Raw genomic sequence first — 25,341 nt, forward strand, 5'->3', positions numbered from 1 at the left:
GGAACGTTCTCAACAGGAACAGATGTCATCGGGGGTCTTCCGGCGTGTGGCAGAAAAGGCAGTCGTCCATTCTGCGATGAGGCATGATGGGGATGTTGCTGGCCTGTCCGGTGTGGCAGGCTAAACATTGACTGGCCGGGTTTTCGGGATTGTGAAACGCCTGAGGGCTGAGAGGAGGCGCCGATCCCAGAAACAGATAAACGAGGGTGCCCGCCAGGATCACCCCCAGAACCGCCATGGCCTTGTAAAAGTTGATCTGGCCTTTTAAGTCTTTTTTCTTTTTTTTTGCCATTTCAGATTCTCTCAGTCCGCCAGCGCGATGGCGTCCATTTCCACCTTCGCGCCTTTCGGCAACGCCGCCACCTGCACACAGGCGCGCGCCGGTTTGCCGGTGGCGAAATACTTCTCATACACCGCGTTCATGCGCGTGAAATAGTTCATGTCGTCCAGATAGACCGTCACTTTCACCACATTCTCAAATCCCAGTCCGGCGGCTTTCAGGATGGCGCCGAGGTTTTTCAGCGTGCGTTCGGTTTCCTCCTCAATTTCACCTTCCAGAAATTCGCCCGACTGCGGGTCCAGCGCAATCTGCCCTGAGGTGAATACAAACTGCCCGGCGCGGATGGCCTGCTGGTACGGGCCGATGGCCGCCGGAGCTTCGTCGGTGTGGATGGCCTGCTTAGTCATAATGCTTGATTCCGATTAGGTTGAAGGTTGAAGGGTTTCAAACTGCCATTGTCTTTATAAATGGATAGGATTTCAACTCCCGACCCAGACGCGCCAGAATCAGACGATGTGTGATGGACTCGATTTCGTCTTCGCTGCCTTTGGGGATTTTCAAACGGTCGGCGTGTTGGATGTCGAGCGTCAAAAGTTTTCTAAGATAGTTCAGCGTGCCGTTTTGAATGCGGACTTCCAGCACGGTCTGTTCCTGGCAGGACTCGCACAGAATGCCGTGGCGCGTGTAGCTGAACCCCACCCAGCGTGATTGTGGCTCTTTGCGGCATTGAATGCAATGCCGCAACCGCGGCGTGTAGCCTGCAAGCGCCATGATGCGCATCTCATACAGCCGGCACAGCGTTTCCAGGTCGCCCGGCCCTTCGACCTTGGCGAGGGCGTTTGCCAGCAGGTCGAAAATAGGGATCTCCGGATGGGCCTCGCCGATCAAGCTTTCTGACAACTCCACAAAATAAATGCCCGTGTAAAATTTCTGCGGATGCTCGCGGACTTTCTGGAACGAGCGCACGATGTCGCACTGGTTCAGGCGATAGAGATCCTGATGCTCTTTGCCGAAGTAGATGAGCGACAGATGGGTCATCGGTTCCAGGCAGGCGCCGAAGCGGCTTTTGATGCGGCGGGCGGCCTTTGCCACCACCTTGACCTTGCCGAAATCGCGGGTGAACAGGGTGACGAGCTTGTCGGCGTCGCCGAGATTCATGCTGCGCAGGACGAGGGCCTGGGTTCTATACAACGGCATGGCGGGCGTGTTCCAGATCCAGCAGAAATTCCTTGATATGCAGTCCGCCCGTGTAGCCGCCGAGGTTGCCATTGGCCTGAATCACGCGGTGACAGGGGATGATGATGGGCACGGGGTTGCGTCCGTTGGCGTTGCCCACGGCGCGGTGAGCCTGCGGATTCGACAACTGTTCGGCCAGCCAGCCGTAACTGCGGGTCTCGCCGAAGGGAATGGTCTGCAACTGCTGCCACACCTGCTGCTGAAACGGCGTGCCAGAGGAGATATCCAGCCTGCAATCGAACTCGGTGAGGCGGCCTTCGAAATAGGCGGTCAGTTGATCGAGCGCGGGTTGCAGGCGTTTGGGATTGTGACCCGCCGGACGGGCATAGACTTCATCCAGATACCGCACGAACTGGCGTTCGCTGTTCTGTGCCGCACGGATGTTGCAGATGCCCTGATCGGTGGCGGCGATGCCCAACAGGCCGACGGGGCTTTCCAGCATGGCGTAGTATAAATTTTTTATGGAGATCGGTTTTTTCGGGACAGGTTGCATGGCTTGAGATCCTTTCCAGAGGCGGGTCAACGTCGGGCCATTGTACCACGCTAGCTGCCAAACAGGTTGGGCAGGAACAGACTGAGTGCCGGAAAATAGGTGACTGCTATCAGACCCATCAGGCGCAGGCCCAGAAAGGGCAGGGTGGCCCGGTACAGCCGCACCACCGGTTCTTCAAACCGCGAACTGGCGATGAACAGATTGAGGCCCACCGGCGGCGTCGAGTAGCCGATCTCCAGGTTGACCAGGAAAATCACACCCAGGTGCACCATGTCCACGCCGAAACTCTGGGCGATGGGCACGATCAACGGCACCACCACGATGATGGCGGAAAAAATATCCATCATGCAGCCGACAATCAACAGGAACAGATTGAGCACGATGAGGAAAGTCAGCTGGTCGTCGATGTACTCGCGCATGAAAGCGAGCAATTGCATCGGTACCTGCTCGTCCACCAGGTAGCTGGTGAAGCCCATTGCCGTGCCAAGGATGATGAGGATGGCGCCGACCAGCACCATGCTTTTCTTCATGATGTCCGGCATGTCGCGGATCGGATGGATGTCCCGGTACACGAACGACTCGACGACGATCACGTAAATGACGGTCACCGCCGCCGCTTCCGTCACCGTGAACACGCCGCCGTAGATGCCCCATAAAATGATGAAGGGCAGGGGAATTTCCCACGCGGCTTCCTTGACCGCACCCAGCGTTTCCTGCATATCGAAGGGTGTGCGGCGGATGCCGAAGCGTTTGCTCATGACCATGCTGTACACGGCGAGGATAAGAATCATCAAGGTGCCGGGTATCAGGCCCGCCAGAAACAGCTGGTCGATATTCACTTTGGCGATCAGGCCATAGAGGATGAGCGGCAACGATGGCGGGAACAACAGGCCGAGACTGCCGGATGAGGTCATCAACCCCAGCGAAAAATTTTTGCCGTACATTTCCTTCAGCATCAACGGGTACAACAGGCCGCCCAGGGCGATGATGGTGACGCCGGATGCGCCGGTGAAGGCGGTGAAAAAGGCACAGGCCACCAGCACCACCCACGGCAGGCCGCCGGGCACACCGCCGAGCAGAGCCTGCGTCAGGCGCGTCAATCGTTGTGGCGTGCGGCTTTCGGCGAGCATGAAGCCGGCGAAGGTGAACAGCGGGATGGCCAGCAACGTCGGGGCGCTGGCGACGCGGTACAATTCGATGAACACCGCCGCCGAATCGATCCCCGCAAAATGAAAGGACAATAAAGCAGCCAGACCGATGATCGCGTACAGAGGCGTCCCCAGGAGGGCAAGCAACAGGATGGCGGCGACGAGAAGCAGGGTCATTCGGCAGGTGTCCGGTAAGAGATCAACTCGGTGACGACGCGCAGGATCAGCCGGAGTGCGATGAGCGCAAAGCTGAAGGGCAGGATGGTCTGGAACAGCCATACGGGGATGTCCAGAAACAACGTCGAACCCCCCTCCTTTTCAAACAGGATGAAATCCCACGCGGCCTTCGCCAGAAAGGCGCTGATGACCGCCGTCACTAGGTCCACAGCGATGCGATTGATTTTTTTCCAGGTCGCGTTGAAAAAATGCGGCAGAAAATCGATAGCGATGTGCTTGCGCTCGCGCACAGCCAGCGACGCACCGAGAAACCCCACCCACAGCACGAGCTGGCGCAGCAGAATATCTCCCCATAAAATGCCGGTGCCCAGGAGATTGCGCAGGACCACCTGTCCGAAGGACAGCAGCACCATGACCGATAACAGCAGGATCAGGGCGGTGGTTTCCAGACGGGCCAGCAGATCATCGAATTGACGGACGGTGCGCATAGAGTGAATGTTCGGGAAAACGGAATGGTGCCGGTTGGCTCCGCGTGGAAGAGAGGATTTCCGTTTCCGCGGGCGAATCGGATACAGTTATGTATAATAAAGGCTTTGCCGAAACGGCTCAATCATTTAATGGAACGGGAACCAAACATGGGGAGCGGGATTTTCACTGGATTGCGCCTCGCCGGCGCATCCCTGTTATGGGCCGGGATGGTGGCATCGACGGTGGCCCCGGCGTTGGCGGAGCCGGTGACGAGCGAGGACATGATCCTATTCCCGGCCGGGGAGTTCTGGATGGGCCGCGAGCCGGGCAAGGGGCTGAAGGACGAAATCCCGCGTCACAAGGTGTATCTGGACGGCTTTTGGCTGGATCGGTTTGAAGTGACCGGCGGCGATTTTGAGGACTACCTCAAGGCCAACCCGGACGAGCACCCGACCATCACCGGCTGGTGGGGTCGCGAACCGCGCCCGGACATGGTGGACAAACCGGTGATCGGGCTCACCTGGCAGCGTTGCCGCAACTTCTGCCGCTGGCAGGGCAAGCGTCTGCCCACGGAGGCGGAATGGGAGCGCGCCGCCGCCGGGCTGGAGGGCCGCACCTATCCCTGGGGCGAAGCGCCGCCCACCCCGGAGCGTGCCAATTTCGGCAAATGCTGTTTCATCCAGAAAGGCGAGGTGCTGCACGAGGTCGGAACCCTGAAATCGGGACAGACGCCCGAAGGCGTGCACGACCTGGCCGGGAATATTGCCGAATGGGTGTACGATTGGTATGATAAAGCCTATTATTCGACCGGCGATGACACCAACCCCCGTGGCCCGGATTCCGGCGCCTATCATGTCGTGCGCGGGGGCGCCTGGAACAGCCTTCCCGACTACATGCGGACGTCGCGCCGTTACGGGTACGATGATGCCAAGGACTTTTATGGAATCGGTTGCCGCTGTGCCCGCTCGGCTTCTCAGAATCCCTGACCTTCAGAAAGTGATGTGAACCCCGTATGGATAATATGGACGACAAAATCAGCACCCTGATGCGCGACAAGTTGATCAGCCTGATGCAGCAGAATTCGGTACGCATCACCAACATCAATGTCAAATTCACGGCCAGCAACAAGAAGCACACGATTGAGCGCTGGCGCGCGTTTTACGATAGTTATGACAAGATGTTTCGCAGTTTGCCGAAAGACCTGGTGCGCGTGGAGAGGGAAGTGCGCTCCAAGTTCGTCAGCGCCATGACGCCGGAACGCAAACTCCGCCTGTTGACGTACATCAATACGGAAGCCGATCTGCTTTTTGAAAAGCTGGAGAAAGAATGCGGCAAGGAATTTCGCCGGTTGGGAGAAGGTGAGGATTTTGATGAACGTCTGGAAAAAACAAAAAATAAATTCACCGAAAACCTGGAGACTCAACTGCAAAAATGCATGGATACGCTGGAAGCGGAAACCACTGAGTCGGGTAAGGTTTCGATCGCGGAACTGAGCCGCATGTACGATGTGAGCGAAGGCTTCCTGAACGAACTCAACCTGATAGATCCGCTGCAGAAAATCCAGATACGGCTCAATCAGGCGGGAGAGGACACGGAGTTGGCGGGACTGATCACCAATGTGAAAGAATCCTTGAAGCGCATCGCCAACAACCTGAAAACCATTGCGCCGAAGTCATTGGATTCGGTGGGTGACCGGAAGGGACACAAAATGCTGGTGGCGCGGGAAACCATGGCTCTGCGCGACCTGGTGATTCATACCAACTATCTTCTGGAGTACGCATTGGTTTCAGATGCGTTCATGAACACCGAGCTGGCGGAAAAACTGTATAAAAAAGTGGAGTCGTTTTTTGATACCGGACGTAAGGAATGGAAAGTGGAAGCCGGCCATTTCAAGGCGGTGTATGAATACACGCTCGTGAAAGGAAAATAACATGCCTGAGATAAAGCCTCGCCGGATGCCGCTCATTTTCTGGAAGACGTTGCTGATTTGCATGCTGGCATTGGGCATTTCCGGTTGCACGGTTTTTGAAATCCATCTGATTCCGCCGCCCTCTCCGCTCAAGGAAAAAGTCCTGTCCGGGGAAGGCCGCACCAAGGTGTTGTTACTGGAAGTCAGCGGTTTGATTTCCAACCAGAAATCCTCCAGCATGCTGTCCGCGAAGGAAGAGCAGGGGATGGTGGCCCGTATCCGCGAGGCATTGAATAAAGCCGAACAGGACGACGACGTCCGCGCCATCCTGCTCAGCATCAACAGCCCCGGCGGCACCGTCACCTCCAGCGATATCATTTATCACGAGATCCAGTCCTTCAAGGAAAAGAACAACGTGAAGGTCTATGCGCAGATCATGGACCTCGCCGCATCCGGCGGTTACTACGTGGCGCAGGCGGCGGACAAGATCGTGGCGCACCCGACCTCGATTACGGGCAGCATCGGCGTCATCACCCTGAAGCTGAATCTGAAGGGACTCATGGACAAGGTCGGCGTCGATTTTGAAGTGGTCAAGTCCGGCGATAAAAAGGATTTCCTGTCGCCGTTCCGGGCGCTGACGGACGAAGAACGCGCTCTGTTTCAGGCAGCCATTGACGACATGCATGATCGCTTTGTGGAAGTGATCACCAAAAACCGCCGTCACCTCAGCGAAGCACAGGTGCGCAAGCTGGCGGACGGACGCGTGTTCACCGCCAATCAAGCGCTGGAAGCAAAACTGATCGATCACATCGGATATCTGGACGACACGCAGGGCATCATCAAAAAGGACCTGGCGTTGCGGGATTTTCAACTGGTCACGTATCACCGGGCCGGCGAATACAAGGACAATATCTATTCCCTGCTCGAAGCGCCATCAATCAATATGGTCAACTTTGATTTCAACTTTCTTCCCAAAACGCCGGAACCGCAATTTCTCTATCTGTGGATTCCGTAAGAGGCGGGATTGCTGAAACCATGATCACACTCGTTTCGATCAGCGTCGGCCGGCCCGCGACGGGCACGTATGACGGCGGCAAGCAGTTCCGCTCCGGAATTTTCAAGTACCCGGTGGAGGGGCCCGTGTTTCTCGATTACACCGGGCTGGAGGGCGACGGCAGCGCCGATCTGGTTCATCACCACGGGCTGGACAAGGCGGTATGTGTGCTTTCCCACGAGCACCTGGCCTACTGGCAGAATGCGAACCGGCGCGATGTGCCGCCGGGATTTTTCGGCGAAAACCTGACCATCGAGGGGTTGCCCGAGACGGAGGTTCATATCGGCGACGTGTTCCGCATTGGGGAAGCCGAGGTGCAGTGTTCGCAACCGCGCCAGCCCTGTCACAACATCAATAAACGGTTCGACGACAAGACCATGGTGCAGCGCGTGCAGGACACCGGGTTCACCGGATATTATCTGCGCGTGCTCAAGCAAGGCTGGGTGCAGGCGGGGGAGCGGCTTGTGCCCCTGCACGCTGACGCGGAGAAACTGAGCATCGATGCCTGCAACCGGGCCATGTTTCATGACCGGGAGAATCTGGAAGGATTGAGGCGGGTGATGGCGCATCCGTTGTTGTCCGAGAGCTGGAAGCGCGGACTGGTGCCGCTTCTGGAAAAGCTCGAATCGCGGGCCGCTACGTCCCCAAACGATAAGACCTGAAGCCATGTCTTCCGGTTCGCATTCGTTTTCTTTAGAGCAATGGGTGGAACGTTTGCAGGCGGGAATCTGGGCGGGTGATGTGGCGGGAGAACTGAGCCGCGCCTTGTTTCTGCATCTGGCCGATCTGGATCTGTTCGAAGCGGCTGGCGACAATGCCTGGCGGTTGAACGGTTTTGCGGGCAACGAGGCGGATGCGGACGCCTTGCATGCGTTCCTGCAAGCACGGACCCGCGAGTTGGCGTGTACGGAGGCGGGTTTTGCGTTGATTTATTTTTTGAAGAACCCGCCGCAAAGGCCGGAACCGGAATTTTTGAAGCAAGGGAAGCAAGGACCGCCGCCACGCAGCAAGGACCTGTTTCGCAGCGAGAAGAAAGCGTTGCCGAAAGGATCGGCGGATCCCAGCAACCTGCAGATCGTCAAGAAGGTCGGGCGGCAGATGGAATCCTTCATGGCGCTGGAAAAACAGTTCATCGAGCGGGTGCAGGGCACGCACACCACGCGCCGCGACGCGCGCAAGATTTACAACGCGGCGCTGGGAAAAATCCGCGACCGGGCGGCACCGCAATCCTGGGAACAGATCAGCCGTCGCCGCCACAAATGACAGGTGCACGAGTTTGATTTTTATCCGTCGTGACTGACAGAAACCATCTTATGACAAAAAAACGTTTGCTGGTCGTTGGAGCCGGACCCGGTGGATATGCGGCGGCATTCTATGCGGCCGACCGGGGCATGGATGTGACCCTGGTCAACGAAGATAAAAATATGGGGGGAGTGTGTCTGCAACGCGGATGCATTCCTTCGAAAACCCTGTTGCATGTGGCGCGTCTGATCAATGAGACCCGCGAAGCGCGGCAATGGGGGCTGGACTTCGGCGACCCAAAAATCGATGTGGACCGCCTGCGCCAGTGGAAAGACCAGGTCATCGGCAAGATGTCGCAGGGCCTCACTCAATTGTGCAAGCAACGCGGTGTGAACTACGTCTCCGGACGCGCCGTGTTTGAAAATGCCAACCGGGTGACGGTGGAAGGGCATGGCGGCCTCGAGTTCGATCACGCCATCGTGGCCACGGGGTCGCGTCCGATCGTTCCCGGAGATTTTGCCATCGACAGCCCGCGCCTGCTCGATTCAACGAGCGCGCTGGAGATCGAGGACATTCCGCCGCGTCTTTTGGTGGTGGGCGGCGGTTACATCGGCCTTGAAATGGGCACGGTGTACGCGGCGCTGGGGTCGAAGGTGACGGTGGTGGAGATGACCGACGGCCTGCTGCCGGGTGTGGACCGCGACCTGGTGCGGGTGCTGCAAGCCAAACTGCGTAAGGATTTCGAAGCGATCCACCTCAACACCCGGCTCGAAGCGTTGCAGCAAACGGAAGCCGGATTGAAGGTTTCGCTGAAAAGCGAGTCGGAGTCGAAAGAGGAAGTGTTCGATAAAATCCTCATCTCGATCGGCCGCCAGCCGAACACGGAAAACCTGGGTCTCGAACGGACACGGGTCGAGCTGGACAAGCGCGGCTTCATCAAGGTGGACAGGCAGGGTTGTACCGCAGAAACTTCCCTCTATGCCATCGGCGATGTCATTGGTGGCGCCATGCTGGCGCACAAGGCGTCCTACGAGGGCAAACGTGCAGTCGAGGCGATGCTGGATGAGTCGCAGGCGGTTAAGGAGCCGGTCATCCCCGCGGTGGTGTTCACCGATCCGGAAATCGCCTGGTGTGGACTGACTGAAGAGCAGGCGAAAGCGGCCGGGCGCGAGGTGGAGGTGTGCAAGTTCCCGTGGGGCGCTTCGGGACGGGCCACCACACTGGGCCGCAATGACGGCCAGACGAAACTGATCGTGGAGCCGGAGACGGGAAAGATTCTCGGCGTCGGGCTGGTCGGCACGCACGCGGGTGAGTTGATTTCCGAAGGCGTGCTGGCCATCCAGCTGGGTGCGAGCGCCGAGGACATGGCGCATTCGATTCATCCCCACCCGACGTTGTCGGAAACGCTGATGGAGGCGGCGGAAATTTATCTCGGTGCGCCGACACACATCTTCAAGAAGAAGCGTTGAAACGTATTGAGAGGCAGTCAGACGTCGATCACGTCGTCCTCGTCGTGACGCTTGCGTGAAGACGAGGAGGGCGGCGGGGGCCACTGGCCGGGATTTTTCGGCGGCGAGTAGGGTCCAGGGGCCGAGCCCATGCTGCCGGGTCTGCGAATGCCCAACAGATTGGCCAGGAAGGTCAACACGCCGCCGGCCAGGGCAATCAGGAAAAAGGTGAAGCCGAACACGAAAAGCAGCACAAATGCCAGCAACACGATGCCCCAGATGGTGAGTTTGGTGCTGAGTGGCATGGTGGGCCGGTTTGGGTCATTGCTGTAATAGAAAAACATCGATCCTCGCTGACGGGATGTTTTATAATGGCATTTTAACTGAGTGTAACATGGACCAAGACGTCTTTATAATAGTTTGTAAACAGTGCCAGGCCAGCAACCGGATCAAGCCCTATGCGGCAGGCAAGGTTCCGGTCTGTGCGAAATGCAGGCATCCCCTTGTGGATGAGGACGAGAACGAGGCGCATGCGCGCTACTCGCAGAAGCTGAAAGATTTTTACAATCTTCCGGACATCAACGACTTGAAATGAGAAAGCCGTGGCCGAGAACCCCCGGCATTTCTTAAATGGAACCAGAGAGGATCGTTATGGATGAAACAGCGCAGTTGATCGAGGACATATTGAAGGAAACATTGCAGGCCGTCTATGTGGAGATCATCGATGAAAGTTACCTGCACCGTGGACACAAGGCGGCGGGGGGCGGCGGGCATTATGCGGTGATTGTGGTTTCCGAGCAGTTTGCAGGCGTGAACCCGCTGGACCGGCGACGGCTGGTGTACGGCGCACTGGACGAGCAGATCAACGGCCAGCCCAAACGCATTCACGCCATCCAGATCAAAACCTTCACGCCTGCCCAATGGGAAGAAGCCGGGAATACCGTGTGACGCGGTTCATTCCCGGTAGATTTCCAGTTCCTCGCAGTTCTTCAGGTTCTCCGACTCCGTCAGCGCCTTGATACCCTGGTTGCTGAACTGATTCTTGTACAGATCCAGTTTGATGTATTTTTTGCTGTTGGGGGAACTGGCGAACGCCAGGGCACCCTCATCGCCGATCACGTTGCCGAACAGCGACAGTGTGGTCAGCTTGGGAAAGTTGGTGGATTGCGCCAGAAACACGGCTCCTTCGTCGCCGATTTCATTGTGGTTGAGATTCAGGGTTTCCAGGTTTTGCAGATAAGGACAATTGGCGATGGCTTCGGCCCCTTCGTCGGCGATCTGGTTTCCCGAGTAGGTCAGGCTGACGAGTTTTTCCAGGACTTCCTTTTTGGTGAACATTTCCATGGTTCCCCGCAAGCCGATGTACTTGTCCCGAAGGTTCAGCACCGTCCCATCTTCCGAGATGTTTTCCTTGATCATGTCATCGATTCGACTCATTGGTGGACTCCTGACTATTTAAAACCCTTCGAAGGGTTGAGGGTGAAGTTGCTTTATCTTATCAAATTTACCGGATTGGGGCGAGGCAGGTTGTGTTCCCTGGCGGTCTTTTCCCGTCCCAAATGAAAAACCGGTATGGCCTGCCATACCGGTTTCATTTTCAGAATCAAGAGTGGGACCGACGGATCAAAGCAGCGGATCCATGAACAAGCCGTCGTCTTTCCAGCGTTTGATCTCTTCTTCCGTCGGGATCGGCGGAATGGCTACTTTCGCGGCACGCTGGTCAAGCGGGTCATGGAACGTGCGCTCGTAAATGATGGCCTTCCACAAGTACAGATGCGGGAACATGGTGCCCCAGGCGGCCATCGGCGTGGCCGGTACGCCCTGCGTGACGCGTTTGTACCACAAGGCATCGGGCCAGTCCTTCAGCTTTTTGTCGCTGCGCTCATCCGCCGGGAACTTTTCGCTGTCCACGCCCTCCGAATTGCGGAAGTCAAAGGCTCCGGTCATAATGGGAATGCCATCGGTGCCGTGACAGACGGCGCAGTTGAGGCCTTCCGTAGCCGGCTCTTTGCCTTCAAAAACGACTTTGCCTTCTTCGATGATCTTGGGGTCGTCCCACCAGGTCCATTGCTCACCCAGTTTGCCTTCGACGGGCACGTTGGTGGGATCGCGCATGGTTTTCAGGTAAGAGACGAGGGCGTTCAATTCATCCTCACTCAGATCATCGCCGTAGTACGTGGGCATGGCCTTGATGGATTTGGGGTCTTCAAAACCCGGAGACTGAATTATCCGCGGGTCCAGGACCTGTTCCTTCAGGTAATCCTCGTTGAACAAGCCGACCTGTTTCGTACCCAGATTGGGACCGCGGTCGGAGTTGCCTTCCCAGAATACCTTGTGGCAGTTGAAACACTTGTTGTCTTCAAACACGCGCCGTCCGGCGGCGATGACCTCAGGCCCGGCAAGGCCGCTCAGTTTGACCGGCGGTTTTTCGAGCTTGGCAATCTCGACTTGTGGGTCGAACTGCGGCAACTGCGCGGTGATGGTGATGAACAGGACCGAAGCCAGGCCGTAGGTGCCGAGCAGACGCATGTTGATGCGGGCCGCCCCTTTTTCCGGTTGCATGGTCTTCAGGTCCAGCACAACAAAGAAAATCAAACCGACAAACGTGAAGGCTACGAACTCGATCTGCCACCAGATGGGAAACCCAAAGTGCCCGGCAGCGAACCAGACAATGACCGAAAGCACGATCACCACCGGCAGTTTCATCATCACGTTTTTGAAAATCCCTTTTTCCTGCGGCTTGCTGGGGTTCCGCGTCAACAGGATGCAGTAGAGCAGGGTGACGAAGGCCAGTGATCCGCCCACGAACAGGGGTTTCAGGTCATAGAACAGGCCGACGCCATAACCGAAGATGGCGGCGCCGATGGGTGGCGTCAGAAATTTGAGCAGCTTATTCATAGGCTTTTTTTGTCAGGCTTTCAGTTTGGTTTGCGATCACTCGGCCAGAGACGGAGAGGGCAATGCCTCTTCTGCCTGAGCCTTGGTCTTTTTCGATTTCGGATACTTGAGACCCAGCCAAATGATGGCCGTCATGATGATAAAGAAGGTCCAGACGATTCCTGTTACGAACAAACCGGATTCCGCCAGCGTGGGAGCAAATTTTTCCGGTGTGACATCCTTGAACACTTTGTAGATATGCCAGTTCATGCGCGACAATTCGCGGATGACGCCCATCCAACTCATCAGCCAGATGTCGGTGAAACCCATGAAGATCAGGATGTACGGCCCCAGGGGGTTGATCTTGCCCCAGTGGATTTTCCCCGTGCGCGTGGCGATGGTGTAGAAGATGTAGTTGATCAAGGTCACCGTCACCAGCGCAAAGGCGGCCGCATTCTTGGACACCATGAGCGCCAGGAAGGCCAGTTCGTCCGGCAGCACCATGTCCGGATTCATGCCCGGTTCCGGAAGCATGGTGGCGAAGAACCGCCTCGGGGTGAACCAGATGGTCGCGGCAATGACGATCAGCACAAACCCCAGCTTCATCGCCGGAAAGAACCGATGCGCATTGTCAATGCGCTTCATACTCACCCACATATAGACGTTGCTGGCGCTGAACATGGTGCCGATCAACAGTCCCTGCACCAGCATGAACATGGATTCGCGATCGGACATGATGTACATGCCGATGGTCGCGTCGTACTGATAAATTTCGCGGACGAAGATGTAACCCATGGCCGGCAGGGGGATCATGATCATCACGCCGATGGCGTTGCCCATGTAGCCGACCCAGTCGTAATACTCTTTTTCTTTCGGATCGCGCGACCACAGATACATGTAAGCGGCAATGATGCCAACCATGAAGCCGCCGAAGGTGCCGTTGCCCACCAGGCGGTGGTAATTGAGCGGCATCCACGTGGCGGTGGCGATGCGATCCCATTCGTTCATGCTCGTGAACAGCGCGTCGAACGGCTTGGGCGGCGTCTGCATGAAGGTGGCCGGTCCATCCAACGCGCACAGGAGGGACAGGCCCAGCACGTTCAAAATGATGCCGGTGACAATGTGCCGTCCCTTCTTGTTGGCCTTGTTGAGCGGATCCCACGAGTACACGTACACGTACATGACGATGGTTTCCAGAATGAACAGGGTCGGGTAACCGATCATGAACAGGATCGGGTAGGCATTGACCAGATAGGTGATGAAGTCTTTATAGGCGACCAGCATGACGAACAGGAACAGGCCGCCGGTCAGAGCGGTGAAGCTGTAACAAAACCCGATGACTTTGGTGATCTCGTGGGCCAGCCGCTCGAATTTGAAATCCGCCTCGGCGAACATGATGTAATTGGAAAGCATGCCGCCCACGACGCCGTTGAGAAACGCCAGCAGGATGTTGTCGATGGCAGGGTGCGCTCCTGGCACGAGCATGAAGGCGATGGCGCCGCCGACCACACCGCCGACCAGACAGGACACCTTCATATTGAGCAAGCGGTGGAAATAGTTCAGGAAACTGACCACCAGTGCGCCGAATGCGCAGGCCCACAGTCCATACAGCACACCGTGGTGGATGCCGACGATGATCTCACCAATGATGCCGAAGGTGACGCCGATGAGAACACCCAAAAACACGTTGGAGAGGATGATTGCCTTGCGCACGCCCTGGGTTCGCCGGGAGCCCATGACCTCCATGATGACGACGAACATGGGGCAGCCAAGAATGAACGAGGCAAACAGAATGTGCAACTGGGCGGCAAACCAGGTGGCTTTGCGGTTGCCGAAGCCGGGAAAGGAAAACGATTCGTTCTGGATTTCCTTGGCCGGGCCGATGTCCGTCAGGTAAGAGAGGTCTTCTTCCTCCTCGGCTTCTTCCTCGCCGGCCTCTTCTTCGCCAAACTGGTCTTCAAACCGTTCTTCCAGGAAACTTTCCGGGCCGAACTCTCCGGCAAACTCGTCGTCACCCCCTTCGGTCGCGAATTCTCCGCCACCTTCGTCGGCAAATTCACCGCCGCCTTCGTCAGCAAATTCGACATCACCGCCTTCGTCGGCCATGTCTTCATCCATGATCGCTTCTTCTTCCTGAGCGTACGCGGAGGTGGGGGTCAGGGCATTCCGGAGGTCAGGAAACGAATCCAAACCCAGACCCGGGTTCAGGAACCCAAATCCAAATATCAGAAAAAAGAGGAGAAACTGCTTGAAAGACAAAAACCTGTTCCCTGCGTTTGGGGTGTTATCCATTCCGGAATCCTGGAGTTCGGTTTTAAGGCATGAAATTTATTTTGACTGGAGAAGTGTATCGAAAACGTTCTCAGTGTGCTCCGAGGTTAGGGGTAAACCCTTTAAAACACGTCCTTAAGAGACGTAGAGAATTATCATAGGGGTTTTTTAAAGTCAAGAAAATTATAGTTTGCGCTACGAGGCGGGTTAGGAATTTGGAGGACAGGGGTTAATGATTCAATTTCCATACGTTGGAGAGGCCGCGGTGAACGGGGATCAGGCCGTTTGGACGGCCAGTTGGCCGCAGGCGCCGAGGATGTCCGTCCCCCGGTTTTTGCGGACAAAGACGGAAAAATGCCGGTCCAGCAGATAGTCTTGAAACGCTTTGATGCGCTCTTGGGAAGGCGGCTGATAGGGTGCGCCCTGGTAGGCGTTGAAGGGAATCAGATTGACCTTGGCTGGAATGCCGTGCAGCAGTTTCACCAGCCGCCGTGCATCCTCATCCGTGTCATTGATGCCTTTCAGCATCACGTACTCAAAGGTCAGCCGCCGCGAAGGCTTTAAAGGATAGGTGCGGAGGCATTCCAGCAGCACCTCGATCGGATACTTGCGGTTGATGGGCATGATCTGGTCGCGGGTGGCGTTGTCCGTAGCATTCAGTGAGATCGCCAGGTTGACGTGCAGGTTTTCACCTTTGAAACGCTCAATGCGGTCCACCAGGCCGGACGTGGACAGCGTGATCTTGCGCGTCGAAATACGCAGCGCTTCCGGTGAGACCATCAGGCGCAAGGCTTCGCACACGGCGTCGTAATTGTCCAGAGGCTCGCCCATGCCCATGAATACGATGTTGGAAATCTGCTCCGCCTCGCTGTGGTCCTCATTGACTGCAATGTATTGACCGATGATTTCCGCAGGCGTGAGTTGCCGTTTCAATCCCATGCTCGCCGTCAGGCAAAACGAGCAGGCCAGGCGGCATCCCACCTGCGTGGACAGGCACAAGGTCGTGCGGTCGGTCTCCGGCATCCAGATGGCCTCGACCTCGGCGCCGTCCTCCAAGGCGAACAGGTATTTGACCGATCCATCGCGCGACGGCGTGCGCAAAATTATGCGGGGCAGGGCGATGCAAAAATTTTCTTCCAGTTTTTGCCTTAACACTTTGGAAAGATTGGTCATACCTGCAAAGCGGTAATTTCGGTAGTGGTAAATCCAAGTGAATATCTGGTGGGCCCGGTAGGGTTTTTCTCCCCATTCTTCAAGGATTTTCTTTAATTTTCGTTCCGGGTACCCAATCAAATTGTCCATATAAATTAACCATTTGCAGTTAAATAAAAAAAAGGTATGATCAGATTACTCTAAATTCATTGCGAGAACAAAGGCCAAAATCGAGGGGCGCCTTTAGTTTGAAATTGCAGGCGGAGCGTTACCATGCTCGCCTGTGGAAAAGATGTGAGTAAAGGGCGCATCTTTTTTCGTAGTGATCTGTGACAGCTTGATTTGAGGGGAGGGGCGATCGTACTCATGAATGCGACGCGCTATGTGGACTTGCCAGAGTGCTTTCAAGTATTGAATGTAGCGGAAGGTGTTTCCTGGCAGGAAATCAAAAAAGCTTATTACCAGTTGGCAAAGCAGTATCACCCCGATAAAAATCCCAACGACACCGAAAGCGAAGACCGTTTCAAAAAGATCGCCATCGCGTTTGGAATTCTGGAACGGTACTACCGCACCCATCCCCGTTTGCGATTGAGTCGCATGGCCTCGCCTGGCATTGAAGAACCGGTGTCCGGCCGGCAGCGCCAGTGGAGCGGCCCACGCCAATCCCGGTCCCGCCAGTACGTTGCGGATGAAGAGAGAGCGAGGGGTAATGGCAACGGTTTTCACAAAACCAGGGCGCGGGCCACAGAAGAGACGCAAATCCCACAGCAACCCGCACGCCCATCTTCCATTGACGGTCAAGGCAAACCGTGGTGGTCCAGCGCTTACCACTACCTGCAACAGCTCGAACGCCGGTTTCTGCATTTGGATATCGAGAAAGTCGTGAACGTCGAGGCGCACACCGCTCTCAATGGCGGCACCGTGCGGATGCGCGCGCCCGGCGGCACGTTCAATGTCCGTATCCCTGCTGGAACGCAAGAAGATCTCGTCCTCCGTATCCCGGAAAAAGGCGAGCGCGGTCTGCTCAACCGGAATCGCGGCGACCTCGTGCTGCGCATTCAGGTTTCACCTTCCCGCGTTCAGCAGGGAGAGGATTTTTATTATCAGGTCTGCGTCCCCGCCAGGGACCTCTCGCTGGGGCAGGTGATGGTGCTGGAAACGCATGAAGGGCCCATCCGCTACGCCTTGCCGAAGGACACCGTAACCGGGCAGACTTTCGTCCTCAAGGCCCAGCCCGAATCCGGGAAAGCGACTCTCGCCAATCACATCATCGTGGTCGAGGTGGTGCAGGAATGAAGTAGGTGTCGCGGAGGCTGGGCGGCTCGGAATATTTGATGTAGGTCTGGACCAGCACGCCGATGTTGAACACCGCAATCATGAGGCTGCACAGGGCCACGCCCGCCAGCGCGCTGCGGTTGTCGCCGGGCGGGATCTTGTTGAAACTCATCATGCTGCCCACCAGCGCCAGGCCCGCCAGAGCGATCGATCCAAATATCAGGCCCTGCAACAACGGTGTCATCATGATGTCGCGGTTCATGTGATTCATCGCTGCGACCGACATCACCAAGGGCGGTATGGTGAGGAAATACGGAACCAGTGCCCAGCCAGAATTGGGGCCTTTGTACAGGCCATGCAGTTTGAATCCCATCCCGATCAGAACCACCATCAGCACACCGGAGACGACGTCGATCACCCGCTTTTGCCGCTGCTCATTGCGGATGTAGTTCAACGCTCCGAGCACGTAGCTGGCCACTTCCTCCTCCGGCATTTCATAATAGCCGCCTTGTTCCGTATCGTAGGCGAACACGCGCGCCGTGCTAGATTCGGCCGGCAGGGCGATCGCCCGGTACTTGTTCTGGTCGGCGGACTCGATTTCGAGGTACACAATGCCGCTGTGGTATTCTAGCTGGTAGTCTTCGATCTCGACGAGGTTCTTGGCGTAACGCTGGTTCTTCTGACGAAACTGATCCTGAATGGCCATGAGGTCCTTCAGGGCTTTTTGCGCCTGCAGGTCGTGATCGTTTTCGAACACTTTGACGCAGCCCGGCGCGACGAAGAGCGCCAGAATCAGACAAACGATTCTTAAAGGATTGGACAGGTTCATTTCAGTATTGGGTTTTCCGCGTTGGTGAAAGGGAAACCTTATAGCACAGCAAAAGGGTTGGGACAAGGCTGCCCACGATGCGGCATCCGGATTGACAGGATTTATTATGAAACAGCACCCGCTTTGGAAGCAATTGAAGTTTGTGACCGGCAACCCGAATAAGTTCCGCGAGGCGCAGGAAATCCTCGGTATCGAAATGGAACGGCGGGACCTGGCTCATTTGCACGAAATCCAGACCACCGACATCGAGGAATTGGTGCGCCACAAAGCCACCGAAGCCTGGGAAGCGTTGCAGGCTCCGGTTCTGGTCGAGGATTCCGGTTTGATATTCGAAGCCTGGAACGGATTGCCCGGCGCCCTGGTCAAGTGGTTCGAATTGAGCGTGGGCTGCGCGGGCATGCTGCAGATGCTGGAGGCGTTCGAGGACCGGCGGGCGCGCGCGGTGTGCATGGTGGCGGTGCACGACGGACGCGAGGTGATCATCGGCAAAGGGGAGGTGACGGGCACCCTCGCCCACAGCCTGCGCGGGGAAAACGGATTCGGTTGGGACGTGATCTTCATCCCTGATGGACACGACCGCACGTTTGGAGAAATGAGCGTCGGTGAGAAAAACACCATCTCGCACCGCCGCCGCGCATTCGAGGCGTTGCGTGACCAGTTCTGAACCTCAGCTCCTGTCGGCCATCCGTTTGTAGAGGGTATGGAAGGTCTCGTGGTAGGTCTTCAGCTTTTCAAAAATGCTGTCGCCGTGCTGGGCCAGCGAATCCGGCTGCATTTTTACGTAGGCATCCAGCATCTCGCTCCAATCGGTGCCTTTGGGCAGCCAGCCCCGGCTGTCGGCCAGGCGCAGGCATTCCTCCGCGCTTTCGCAGGATTCGTGCTGCTCGCGGGCATAGGCCTTGATGCAGCGCAGCGCGCTGTCAAAGGTGAAGCCGTAACGTTGCAGCGCTGCGTTGCGGAAGTATTCCGTGCGTGCCTGCGTTTCCATTTCCGCCATCCGCTGGAGGTTCCAGTTGAGATGGGTCAATAGCACGTTCAGTGGTGGGAGCTCTTCCATATCCGTTTATGATTCCTGTGATAATTTCCGGTTGCGTGGCACGTGCCCCGATTTTAGTCCAAATTGTTGTTTGCAGGGAAGCTATTTTGAAATGCCAATCCAATAATGATAAACTCCCGCGTTCGTAGAAGATACGCTGCATTCACTTTTCAGGAAACGGAAACGACTTGCCCATGGGTGACACGGACCGGTTTATAGACAATGGAGACGGCACGGTGACAGACCGGAAAACCGGCCTGATGTGGAAGAAGACGGACACCATGATCGATCTCAAAAAATGGGTCAACTACCAGGACAGCGCCGACTACGTTCGCGAGCTCCGCGAACAGGGGTTTGCAGGGTTCGATGACTGGCGGTTGCCGACGCAGGACGAGGCACAGACCTTGTACGACGAGTCGTTGTCGCTCACTGATAAATTCGGCAAGACAGTGCATATCAGCGACCGGTTTGAACCCGGTTGCGGTTTTTCCATGATCATCAAACTCGTGGATGGACGGTTGCGTACCAGCGTGTTCAATATCCGTGAAGGCACTCTGGACTATCCAGACGGACTGTGGACCTTGTCCGAGGCGGCCCGTGCGGTCCGCATTCATACATCCCCCGGCGATTGAGAATAAACAAGAGGAGTTGTGCGATGAGCAATGACGAACTTTACAGCCCTCCGGAAAACCTGGCCAAAAAGGCCTGGATCAAAAATATGGATGAGTACAAGGAGATGTATGATCGCTCCATCAACGACCCGGAAGGTTTCTGGGCGGAGCAGGCAGAACAGTTCTTCTGGTACGAGAAGTGGGATAAGGTCTGCGACCACAACTACAACGTCAAGAACGGCAAGATTTTCATCGAGTGGTTCAAGGGTGCCAAGACCAACATCACCGTCAACTGCATCGACCGCCATCTGAAAGATCGTGGCGATCAGACGGCCATCATCTGGGAAGGCAACGAACCGGATGAAGACTGCACGCTGACCTACAAGCAGTTGCATGAAGAGGTCTGCAAGTTCGCCAACGTGCTCAAGAAGCACGGCGCAAAGAAGGGCGACCGTATTTCCATTTACATGCCGATGATCCCCGAGTTGGCCATTGCCATGCTGGCCTGCGCCCGCATCGGGGCCGTCCACTCCATCGTGTTCGGCGCCTTCTCACCGACGTCGCTTTCCGACCGCATTGTCGATTCCTCCTGTTCGCTGCTGGTGACCACCGACGGCGGCTTCCGCGGCAAGAAACCGGTGCCGTTGAAAGAGAATGCCGACAAGGCAATGCAGATGGCGTCGAAACAGGGCACGGACATCAAACAGTGCATCGTCGTCCAGCGTGTCGGCGACAAACTGGAGACCGCCATGCAGAAGGGCCGCGACTTCTGGTGGCACGACGAAATGAAAGACGCCTCCCCGGACTGCGAACCGGAGAAGATGGACGCGGAGGACCCGCTGTTCATCCTCTATACCTCCGGCTCGACCGGCAAACCGAAAGGCGCGCAACACAACGTCGGCGGATACATGATGTTCACCGCGCTCACGCACAAGTACATCTTCGATTACCAAGACGGCGACATCTGGTGGTGCACCGCCGACATCGGCTGGGTGACGGGCCATTCCTACATCGTCTATGGACCGCTGGCCAATGGCGCGACCACGATCATGTTCGAAGGCATCCCGACCTATCCCGATGCCGGCCGTTTCTGGGCGGTGGTGGACAAGCACAAGGTGACGCAGTTCTACACCGCGCCGACGGCCATCCGCGCCCTCATCTCGCACGGCGAAGACATCCCGGCGAAGTACGATCTGTCCACGCTCAAGGTGCTGGGGTCGGTGGGCGAGCCCATCAACCCGGAAGCCTGGCGCTGGTATCACAAACACATCGGTCGCGGCCGCTGCCCGGTGGTCGATACCTGGTGGCAGACCGAGACCGGGGGCATCCTGATCTCGCCCCTGCCGGGTGCGACGCCCTGCAAGCCGGGTTCGGCGACCTTCCCGTTTTTCGGCGTGGTGCCGGTGGTCATCGAGGCGGAGACGGGGAAAGTGGTGGAGGGCAACGACGTCAGCGGCGTGCTGGCGCTCTCCCGGCCCTGGCCCGGACAGATGCGCACGGTGTTCGGCGACCATGAACGCTTCGAGGAAAACTATTTCAAGATGTATCCCGGCTACTACTTCACCGGCGACGGCTGCCGCCGCGATAAGGACGGCTATTACTGGGTGACGGGCCGGGTGGACGACGTCATCAACGTTTCCGGGCACCGCATCGGTACCGCCGAGGTGGAGTCGGCCCTCGTTCTGCATGAGAAGGTGGCGGAGGCGGCGGTGGTCGGGTTCCCGCACGACATAAAAGGGCAGGGCATCTACGCCTACGTCACCCTGATGGATGGGATGGAGTATGAGGATGGGTTGAAAAAGACACTGATCGATTTCGTGCGCAACGAGATCGGCGCTATTGCCGCGCCGGATGTCATCCACTGGGCACCGGGATTGCCGAAGACGCGTTCGGGCAAGATCATGCGCCGCATTTTGCGCAAGATTGCCGCCGATGAAGGCGATCAGTTGGGCGATACCTCGACGCTGGCCGATCCGTCAGTGGTCGATCAACTCAAGGAAAGTTACCGCAAAATCTGAATGGTGATGGAGAATCCGAAGAAGTCCTGAAAACAGGCGGGATAGAGCAAAAGTGAGGAATGTGGGATCATGGAGTTGAAGTCTCAACTCCATGACTCTTCGCTAAACGGCGAAAAGAGAAAGGCTTCCCCTCCTCCCCAAATGTATTGAGCTGTAAAATCTTGGAATGTTAAATACGATATACCAAGGTGCAGGCGCTGTCAATTGAAATTTTTGAATTCCTTGTTATTAGAGCGCTTTCCACAGGACTTTTCCACAGGCTGAAAACCCGTTTTGACCCCTGCAACAGGTTCGCCCCGGATCACATTTTGCGTCGCGCCATCTGCGTTTTGACGCTTTTCAGGCCTTCGTGGGAATGGGGGTTGACCGGTTGCAGGTCCAGCGACCGCAAAAAGGCCTGTCTGGACTCCGCCAGCCGTTCCAGCTTCAGATAGGTCCATCCCAGCCCGTCGTGCACTTCCGTCCAGCCCGGATTGCGTTCATATTCCGCTAAAAACCACCGCAACGCGTCCCGGAAGCGTCCCTGTGCGTACAGCGCCCGCGCCAGTTGCGTGCGCGTGCTGGTCCAGATATCGACCCGCGTGCCGGGTTCGTGGCCGGCGACCGTGATGCGCACCGGGTGGGTATTCGGATTGCGTTTGATGGCCTGCTTCAGCATCGCCGCCGCCCGGTCGTATTGTTCCAACTTGAGGTAAGCGTAGCCCAATCCCTTCATCGCTTCGGAAGAACGCGGCCGCCGTTGCAGCGCCAGCGAGAACAATTGCAGCGCCTTGCCGGCTTCATCACGGTGGTAATACTTCCAGCCCAGTTCGTTGTACACCTGCCAGCCGAAGCGTTCCGCCTGCAACATATCGCGGAATTCCACGGTCTGGATGATATCCGGGTCGAGGTCGATGGATTTCAAAAAGTATTCGATGCCGAGGTTGGGCCGCCCGGTTTTGTAATACACCCAGCCGAGTCCGAGGTACGGGGTGGGGCGCAGGGGGTTTTGCCGGGTCTTGGCCGCCAGGTAATCGCGCGCGGTTTCGGCATCCCAGCTGCGCAGCACGGCCCAGTCGAGTTTCTGAATGAGGTCCGGTTGGTCCGGCCGCAGGGCATCGGCGACGATGAGGTGGTCCACCGCCTTGTCGTACCGGCCCAGCGCATAATAGGTCAGGCCCAATCCCTTGTTGCGCTCGAACTCCATGTAGGGCACGCCGCTCAATTTCCGGAAATTGAACAGGGCGAGGTCATAGCGGCGCTTGTGGTACTGGCTGAACCCCATGCCGCTGTAGGCGCGGGCCAGCAGGGGCGGCAGGGCTTCCGCCGATGCGTGTTTGCGGATGTATTCGTAATAGAGATAGGACGCGCGTTTGTAATCACCCGCGTTCAACGCCTGGTCGCCCTGAAACACCTTGGCCAGTTCCAGGTGATCGAACTGACGCAGGCCCGCCATGGCATCGTCGCTTCCCGGGTTGTACTGCATGGCGGTATTGAACCATTCGAGTGCGCGTTGTTCCTCGCCGCGTTTCAGGTGCACCCAGCCCAGCATGCTGTAGGGCACGGACCATTGCGGGTAGGCTTCCTTCAATTCCTGGATGTGGGTTTCCGCGATCCGGTGCTTGCCGAGGTCGAGGTAGTGGCGCGCGAACCGCGACTTCTGTTCAAATGCGGTGTTGAGCGCAGCGATGCCGTGGATGACGCCGGGATAGCCGGAGTGACTCGCTTTCAGCGTGCGGAATATATCCTGCGCTTCCAGCAAATGACCCGTTTTGAGCAGGCTCCAGGCCAGTCCGTTCTGCGCGTCCAGCGTCTGGTTGACCGGTTCTGGCAACGCACGGAAGGCTTTCAGCGCGTCCTCATAAAACTCTTTGTTGTACAGCCGCCAGGCGTTGTCCACGGCGGGTTGTGGTTTCCAGTCCGGGTGCGTGAACAGAATGGAAGGGTAACGCGGCTGTTCGACGATCGGCGTGAACAGGGATTGCTGTTTCCAGTCGAGAGGCGCCACCTCCACCGGCTGCCGGGGCGATTGGGGTTGCCATCGTTTCCAGTCTGCCTGCAAGCGGTCCCACTGGTGCCACGAATAAACTTTGCGCAACCAACGTTCCGCCTGGCCGGGATGGTCCAGCATCCAGTGCACGAAGCCGATGCCCTTTCTCGCCTGCTCGGATTCCGGATCCCGTTGCAAGGCCTGTTCGAATTTTTCGAGAGCATGGTGGTACTCCTGCAAGCTGAAGTAACACCAGCCGAGACCGATGACCGGGCGGGGATCGTCCGGGAACGCGGCATGGGCTTTTTCAAACGCCAGCAGCGCCTTGTGGTAGCGTTTCTGGAAAAAATAAGCCCAGGGCAAAAGCTGCAGGGCGCGGGGGTTGTCGCGCTCCAGAATGAGACTGCGTTTGAGGTAGAACTCGGCCACGGCAAATTGGTTGGCCTGGTACTGGACGAGAGCAAACTCCAGAAAGCGCTCGTGGTCGGGCAGCGGCTCGGGCGCTTCCGGGGCCTCGGCGCGAGCCAGATTGAGACGGATCGGCAGGCGCGGCAACTCCAGTACGGGCAGGGACAAGTCGTAAGGCATGGACTGGCATCCGCCGGCTCCCAGCATTCCGCACAGGAGGGCGATTACCGCAACACGCGCACCGGATTTTTGATACAATGACCGCATAACATACTTCCATGGAGTGTTTCGTCTCTTCTCCTATCGGCATTCCGGGGTCAAATTTTAGCTTTAAAGGTTTATTAAATTACCATTTAAATCATTTCCCTCGCCTTGCTAAAATAGATTGGTCTGTAGGTCGTTTTGAGTTATCATTTCCGCTTTGCCTATTTCCCAGCTTATACGATGCGTTTTTCCCAGTTCTTATTGGCGCTTGCAGCCTGCCTGCTTCTTGCTTCCTGTTCCCAGGGAGACGCCCCCGACAGCGAGGAGAGCGAGGCGCTTTCCGTTGCAGAAATTGAACAGCAGGCCGGGCCGGGCCCCGAATCAGCCGTCGCCCCGAAGCGGGTGGAGCCGGTTCAACTGACGGAAGAGGATAAGAAGGTCGCCGCCCTGGCCCCCGCGGGCATGGTGTTCATCAAGGGGGGTTGCTTCATCATGGGCAACAACAACGCCCAGGTCGATGAGAAATTCGAGCGCGAAGTGTGTGTGCAGGATTTCTTCATGGACAAGTATGAGCTCACGCAGGAGCGGTGGGAGGCGGTGATGGGCTACAATCCCGCCAAGTTCGTCGGCCCGGATCATCCGGTCGAGCAGGTCAATTACTTCGACATCGAAAAATTCCTCAAGCAATACAGTGGCGCCTGTCGGCTGCCCACGGAAGCGGAATGGGAATACGCCGCCCGTGCCGGCACGCAAACCCGCTATTACTGGGGCAACGTGATGGATGGCGAGTACGCCTGGTATGCGGACAATGCCAAGGACACCACACACCCCGTTGGCCAGAAAAAGCCCAACGCGTTCGGCCTGTACGACATGATGGGCAATGTCTGGGAATGGACGGAGGACTGGTGGCAGAATGTCTATCCGTCCAAAAAGCTGGACAATCCTACCGGACCCAATGCGGGAGAATACAAAGTCATTCGCGGCGGTTCCATCGTTTCCTCAGCAGGAGCCCTGCGCACCACCAATCGCACCTGGCTGAACCCGAAGAACCGGGTGTATTCCAAAATTTCGACGTATGGTGGATTGGTGAATGAGAAGTTCAACTATATCGGGTTCCGCTGTGTGGTGTCGGCGGACACGCTGCTGCAATCGCAACAGGTCCGGAAGGTGAAGAATGAAGGGAAGGGGGAGACCTCTTCTCCGAACCCGCCGAAACAAACGGCTCAGCCCTGAGCC

The 25,341-nt window shown here is 57.0% G+C and carries 27 protein-coding genes; 13 read left to right on the top strand and 14 right to left on the bottom strand.

Going from position 1 to position 25,341, the window contains the following annotated elements; genetic code table 11:
• Positions 1 to 25: 25 nt before the first annotated feature.
• From QML71_RS06600 to QML71_RS06625, 6 genes are read right to left on the bottom strand one after another with little or no spacing between them, the layout of a single operon-like run.
• Entirely contained in the window at positions 26 to 292 is a 267-nt protein-coding gene (locus QML71_RS06600; RefSeq protein ID WP_282011125.1) for a hypothetical protein, read from the bottom strand.
• 11 nt (positions 293 to 303) lie between these two features.
• On the bottom strand, positions 304 to 687 hold the full coding sequence (locus tag QML71_RS06605; RefSeq protein ID WP_282011126.1) for a RidA family protein: 384 nt from the start codon (positions 685 to 687) through the stop codon (positions 304 to 306).
• 37 nt (positions 688 to 724) lie between these two features.
• Positions 725 to 1,477 (bottom strand): DNA repair protein RecO, encoded by a 753-nt coding sequence (recO, locus tag QML71_RS06610; RefSeq protein WP_282011127.1) that lies wholly within the window; start codon positions 1,475 to 1,477, stop codon positions 725 to 727.
• Complete coding sequence (locus QML71_RS06615) at positions 1,464 to 2,009, bottom strand: methylated-DNA--[protein]-cysteine S-methyltransferase (protein WP_282011128.1); 546 nt, start codon at positions 2,007 to 2,009, stop codon at positions 1,464 to 1,466. Before QML71_RS06615 ends, recO begins: the two co-directional genes overlap by 14 nt.
• A 50-nt stretch (positions 2,010 to 2,059) precedes the next feature.
• The gene (locus QML71_RS06620; RefSeq protein WP_282011129.1) at positions 2,060 to 3,334 is read right to left on the bottom strand and encodes a TRAP transporter large permease; all 1,275 of its coding nucleotides are present in this window, start codon (positions 3,332 to 3,334) and stop codon (positions 2,060 to 2,062) included.
• Complete coding sequence (locus QML71_RS06625) at positions 3,331 to 3,822, bottom strand: TRAP transporter small permease (RefSeq protein WP_282011130.1); 492 nt, start codon at positions 3,820 to 3,822, stop codon at positions 3,331 to 3,333. The genes QML71_RS06620 and QML71_RS06625 overlap by 4 nt, the downstream gene beginning before the upstream one ends.
• Positions 3,823 to 3,969: 147 nt before the next feature.
• Here QML71_RS06625 and QML71_RS06630 point away from each other — a divergent pair, with 147 nt between their 5' ends.
• From QML71_RS06630 to lpdA, 6 genes are read left to right on the top strand one after another with little or no spacing between them, the layout of a single operon-like run.
• Positions 3,970 to 4,788, top strand: a complete 819-nt coding sequence (locus QML71_RS06630; protein WP_282011131.1) for a formylglycine-generating enzyme family protein — start codon at positions 3,970 to 3,972, stop codon at positions 4,786 to 4,788.
• Between the two features lie 35 nt (positions 4,789 to 4,823).
• On the top strand, positions 4,824 to 5,732 hold the full coding sequence (locus QML71_RS06635; protein WP_282011132.1) for a hypothetical protein: 909 nt from the start codon (positions 4,824 to 4,826) through the stop codon (positions 5,730 to 5,732).
• Between the two features lies 1 nt (position 5,733).
• The gene (gene sppA, locus QML71_RS06640; protein WP_282011133.1) at positions 5,734 to 6,726 is read left to right on the top strand and encodes a signal peptide peptidase SppA; all 993 of its coding nucleotides are present in this window, start codon (positions 5,734 to 5,736) and stop codon (positions 6,724 to 6,726) included.
• 20 nt (positions 6,727 to 6,746) lie between these two features.
• Positions 6,747 to 7,427 carry an MOSC domain-containing protein gene (locus tag QML71_RS06645; RefSeq protein ID WP_282011134.1) on the top strand — a complete coding sequence of 227 codons (681 nt, stop codon included), beginning with the start codon at positions 6,747 to 6,749 and terminating at the stop codon, positions 7,425 to 7,427.
• Positions 7,428 to 7,431: 4 nt separating this feature from the next.
• The gene (locus QML71_RS06650; protein ID WP_282011135.1) at positions 7,432 to 8,028 is read left to right on the top strand and encodes a hypothetical protein; all 597 of its coding nucleotides are present in this window, start codon (positions 7,432 to 7,434) and stop codon (positions 8,026 to 8,028) included.
• 50 nt (positions 8,029 to 8,078) lie between these two features.
• Positions 8,079 to 9,476 carry a dihydrolipoyl dehydrogenase gene (gene lpdA, locus QML71_RS06655; protein WP_282011136.1) on the top strand — a complete coding sequence of 466 codons (1,398 nt, stop codon included), beginning with the start codon at positions 8,079 to 8,081 and terminating at the stop codon, positions 9,474 to 9,476.
• Positions 9,477 to 9,493: 17 nt separating this feature from the next.
• Here the strand turns inward: lpdA and QML71_RS06660 are convergent, their stop codons facing one another.
• Entirely contained in the window at positions 9,494 to 9,799 is a 306-nt protein-coding gene (locus tag QML71_RS06660; RefSeq protein ID WP_282011137.1) for a hypothetical protein, read from the bottom strand.
• Positions 9,800 to 9,849: 50 nt separating this feature from the next.
• On the opposite strand from QML71_RS06660, the gene QML71_RS06665 reads away from it, so the two are divergent.
• Positions 9,850 to 10,050, top strand: a complete 201-nt coding sequence (locus tag QML71_RS06665) for a hypothetical protein (RefSeq protein ID WP_282011138.1) — start codon at positions 9,850 to 9,852, stop codon at positions 10,048 to 10,050.
• A 56-nt stretch (positions 10,051 to 10,106) separates the two neighbouring features.
• Complete coding sequence (locus tag QML71_RS06670; protein WP_282011139.1) at positions 10,107 to 10,403, top strand: BolA family protein; 297 nt, start codon at positions 10,107 to 10,109, stop codon at positions 10,401 to 10,403.
• Positions 10,404 to 10,409: 6 nt separating this feature from the next.
• On the opposite strand, the gene QML71_RS06675 is transcribed toward QML71_RS06670, so the two are convergent.
• The 4 genes from QML71_RS06675 to rlmN form a co-directional block, all read right to left on the bottom strand.
• Positions 10,410 to 10,892 (bottom strand): leucine-rich repeat domain-containing protein, encoded by a 483-nt coding sequence (locus tag QML71_RS06675; RefSeq protein WP_282011140.1) that lies wholly within the window; start codon positions 10,890 to 10,892, stop codon positions 10,410 to 10,412.
• Between the two features lie 186 nt (positions 10,893 to 11,078).
• Positions 11,079 to 12,353, bottom strand: a complete 1,275-nt coding sequence (locus tag QML71_RS06680; RefSeq protein WP_282011141.1) for a cytochrome c — start codon at positions 12,351 to 12,353, stop codon at positions 11,079 to 11,081.
• 36 nt (positions 12,354 to 12,389) lie between these two features.
• The gene (locus tag QML71_RS06685) at positions 12,390 to 14,522 is read right to left on the bottom strand and encodes a cytochrome ubiquinol oxidase subunit I (RefSeq protein WP_282011142.1); all 2,133 of its coding nucleotides are present in this window, start codon (positions 14,520 to 14,522) and stop codon (positions 12,390 to 12,392) included.
• Between the two features lie 357 nt (positions 14,523 to 14,879).
• The gene (rlmN, locus tag QML71_RS06690) at positions 14,880 to 15,905 is read right to left on the bottom strand and encodes a dual-specificity RNA methyltransferase RlmN (RefSeq protein ID WP_282011143.1); all 1,026 of its coding nucleotides are present in this window, start codon (positions 15,903 to 15,905) and stop codon (positions 14,880 to 14,882) included.
• Between the two features lie 216 nt (positions 15,906 to 16,121).
• Between rlmN and QML71_RS06695 the strand changes: the two genes are divergently transcribed.
• A complete protein-coding gene (locus QML71_RS06695; RefSeq protein WP_282011144.1) occupies positions 16,122 to 17,051 on the top strand; it encodes a DnaJ domain-containing protein in 930 nt (309 codons plus the stop codon).
• Here the strand turns inward: QML71_RS06695 and QML71_RS06700 are convergent.
• Positions 17,023 to 17,859 carry a hypothetical protein gene (locus QML71_RS06700; protein ID WP_282011145.1) on the bottom strand — a complete coding sequence of 279 codons (837 nt, stop codon included), beginning with the start codon at positions 17,857 to 17,859 and terminating at the stop codon, positions 17,023 to 17,025. The genes QML71_RS06695 and QML71_RS06700 overlap by 29 nt on opposite strands.
• Positions 17,860 to 17,965: 106 nt before the next feature.
• On the opposite strand from QML71_RS06700, the gene rdgB reads away from it, so the two are divergent.
• Entirely contained in the window at positions 17,966 to 18,523 is a 558-nt protein-coding gene (rdgB, locus tag QML71_RS06705; protein ID WP_282011146.1) for an RdgB/HAM1 family non-canonical purine NTP pyrophosphatase, read from the top strand.
• 3 nt (positions 18,524 to 18,526) lie between these two features.
• Here the strand turns inward: rdgB and QML71_RS06710 are convergent, their stop codons facing one another.
• Positions 18,527 to 18,916, bottom strand: coding sequence for a nucleotidyltransferase substrate binding protein (locus tag QML71_RS06710; protein WP_282011147.1), 390 nt, complete (start codon positions 18,914 to 18,916; stop codon positions 18,527 to 18,529).
• A gap of 173 nt (positions 18,917 to 19,089) precedes the next feature.
• Between QML71_RS06710 and QML71_RS06715 the strand changes: the two genes are divergently transcribed.
• Entirely contained in the window at positions 19,090 to 19,527 is a 438-nt protein-coding gene (locus QML71_RS06715) for an Lcl C-terminal domain-containing protein (RefSeq protein WP_282011148.1), read from the top strand.
• Positions 19,528 to 19,550: 23 nt separating this feature from the next.
• Positions 19,551 to 21,524, top strand: coding sequence for an acetate--CoA ligase (gene acs, locus QML71_RS06720; protein WP_282011149.1), 1,974 nt, complete (start codon positions 19,551 to 19,553; stop codon positions 21,522 to 21,524).
• Positions 21,525 to 21,825: 301 nt separating this feature from the next.
• Here the strand turns inward: acs and QML71_RS06725 are convergent, their stop codons facing one another.
• Positions 21,826 to 24,081, bottom strand: coding sequence for a tetratricopeptide repeat protein (locus QML71_RS06725; protein ID WP_282011150.1), 2,256 nt, complete (start codon positions 24,079 to 24,081; stop codon positions 21,826 to 21,828).
• A gap of 264 nt (positions 24,082 to 24,345) precedes the next feature.
• Between QML71_RS06725 and QML71_RS06730 the strand changes: the two genes are divergently transcribed.
• Positions 24,346 to 25,338: a formylglycine-generating enzyme family protein gene (locus QML71_RS06730; protein WP_282011151.1), complete on the top strand. Its 993-nt coding sequence runs from the start codon at positions 24,346 to 24,348 to the stop codon at positions 25,336 to 25,338.
• The last annotated feature ends 3 nt before the right edge of the window (positions 25,339 to 25,341 follow it).

The organism is Nitrospina watsonii (assembly GCF_946900835.1).
Lineage (GTDB): Bacteria > Nitrospinota > Nitrospinia > Nitrospinales > Nitrospinaceae > Nitrospina > Nitrospina watsonii.

Bases quoted from the DNA above. Each gene is read 5' to 3' on its own strand.
- lpdA (WP_282011136.1), top strand. From the start codon at position 8,079: ATGACAAAAAAACGTTTGCTGGTCGTTGGAGCCGGACCCGGTGGATAT.
- QML71_RS06660 (WP_282011137.1), bottom strand. From the start codon at position 9,799: ATGTTTTTCTATTACAGCAATGACCCAAACCGGCCCACCATGCCACTC.
- QML71_RS06600 (WP_282011125.1), bottom strand. From the start codon at position 292: ATGGCAAAAAAAAAGAAAAAAGACTTAAAAGGCCAGATCAACTTTTAC.
- sppA (WP_282011133.1), top strand. From the start codon at position 5,734: ATGCCTGAGATAAAGCCTCGCCGGATGCCGCTCATTTTCTGGAAGACG.
- recO (WP_282011127.1), bottom strand. From the start codon at position 1,477: ATGCCGTTGTATAGAACCCAGGCCCTCGTCCTGCGCAGCATGAATCTC.
- rdgB (WP_282011146.1), top strand. From the start codon at position 17,966: ATGAAACAGCACCCGCTTTGGAAGCAATTGAAGTTTGTGACCGGCAAC.
- QML71_RS06680 (WP_282011141.1), bottom strand. From the start codon at position 12,353: ATGAATAAGCTGCTCAAATTTCTGACGCCACCCATCGGCGCCGCCATC.
- QML71_RS06710 (WP_282011147.1), bottom strand. From the start codon at position 18,916: ATGGAAGAGCTCCCACCACTGAACGTGCTATTGACCCATCTCAACTGG.
- QML71_RS06620 (WP_282011129.1), bottom strand. From the start codon at position 3,334: ATGACCCTGCTTCTCGTCGCCGCCATCCTGTTGCTTGCCCTCCTGGGG.
- rlmN (WP_282011143.1), bottom strand. From the start codon at position 15,905: ATGGACAATTTGATTGGGTACCCGGAACGAAAATTAAAGAAAATCCTT.
- QML71_RS06725 (WP_282011150.1), bottom strand. From the start codon at position 24,081: ATGCCTTACGACTTGTCCCTGCCCGTACTGGAGTTGCCGCGCCTGCCG.
- QML71_RS06625 (WP_282011130.1), bottom strand. From the start codon at position 3,822: ATGCGCACCGTCCGTCAATTCGATGATCTGCTGGCCCGTCTGGAAACC.
- QML71_RS06650 (WP_282011135.1), top strand. From the start codon at position 7,432: ATGTCTTCCGGTTCGCATTCGTTTTCTTTAGAGCAATGGGTGGAACGT.
- QML71_RS06670 (WP_282011139.1), top strand. From the start codon at position 10,107: ATGGATGAAACAGCGCAGTTGATCGAGGACATATTGAAGGAAACATTG.
- QML71_RS06615 (WP_282011128.1), bottom strand. From the start codon at position 2,009: ATGCAACCTGTCCCGAAAAAACCGATCTCCATAAAAAATTTATACTAC.
- QML71_RS06695 (WP_282011144.1), top strand. From the start codon at position 16,122: ATGAATGCGACGCGCTATGTGGACTTGCCAGAGTGCTTTCAAGTATTG.
- QML71_RS06630 (WP_282011131.1), top strand. From the start codon at position 3,970: ATGGGGAGCGGGATTTTCACTGGATTGCGCCTCGCCGGCGCATCCCTG.
- QML71_RS06645 (WP_282011134.1), top strand. From the start codon at position 6,747: ATGATCACACTCGTTTCGATCAGCGTCGGCCGGCCCGCGACGGGCACG.
- acs (WP_282011149.1), top strand. From the start codon at position 19,551: ATGAGCAATGACGAACTTTACAGCCCTCCGGAAAACCTGGCCAAAAAG.
- QML71_RS06675 (WP_282011140.1), bottom strand. From the start codon at position 10,892: ATGAGTCGAATCGATGACATGATCAAGGAAAACATCTCGGAAGATGGG.
- QML71_RS06700 (WP_282011145.1), bottom strand. From the start codon at position 17,859: ATGAACCTGTCCAATCCTTTAAGAATCGTTTGTCTGATTCTGGCGCTC.
- QML71_RS06605 (WP_282011126.1), bottom strand. From the start codon at position 687: ATGACTAAGCAGGCCATCCACACCGACGAAGCTCCGGCGGCCATCGGC.
- QML71_RS06730 (WP_282011151.1), top strand. From the start codon at position 24,346: ATGCGTTTTTCCCAGTTCTTATTGGCGCTTGCAGCCTGCCTGCTTCTT.
- QML71_RS06665 (WP_282011138.1), top strand. From the start codon at position 9,850: ATGGACCAAGACGTCTTTATAATAGTTTGTAAACAGTGCCAGGCCAGC.
- QML71_RS06715 (WP_282011148.1), top strand. From the start codon at position 19,090: ATGGGTGACACGGACCGGTTTATAGACAATGGAGACGGCACGGTGACA.
- QML71_RS06635 (WP_282011132.1), top strand. From the start codon at position 4,824: ATGGACGACAAAATCAGCACCCTGATGCGCGACAAGTTGATCAGCCTG.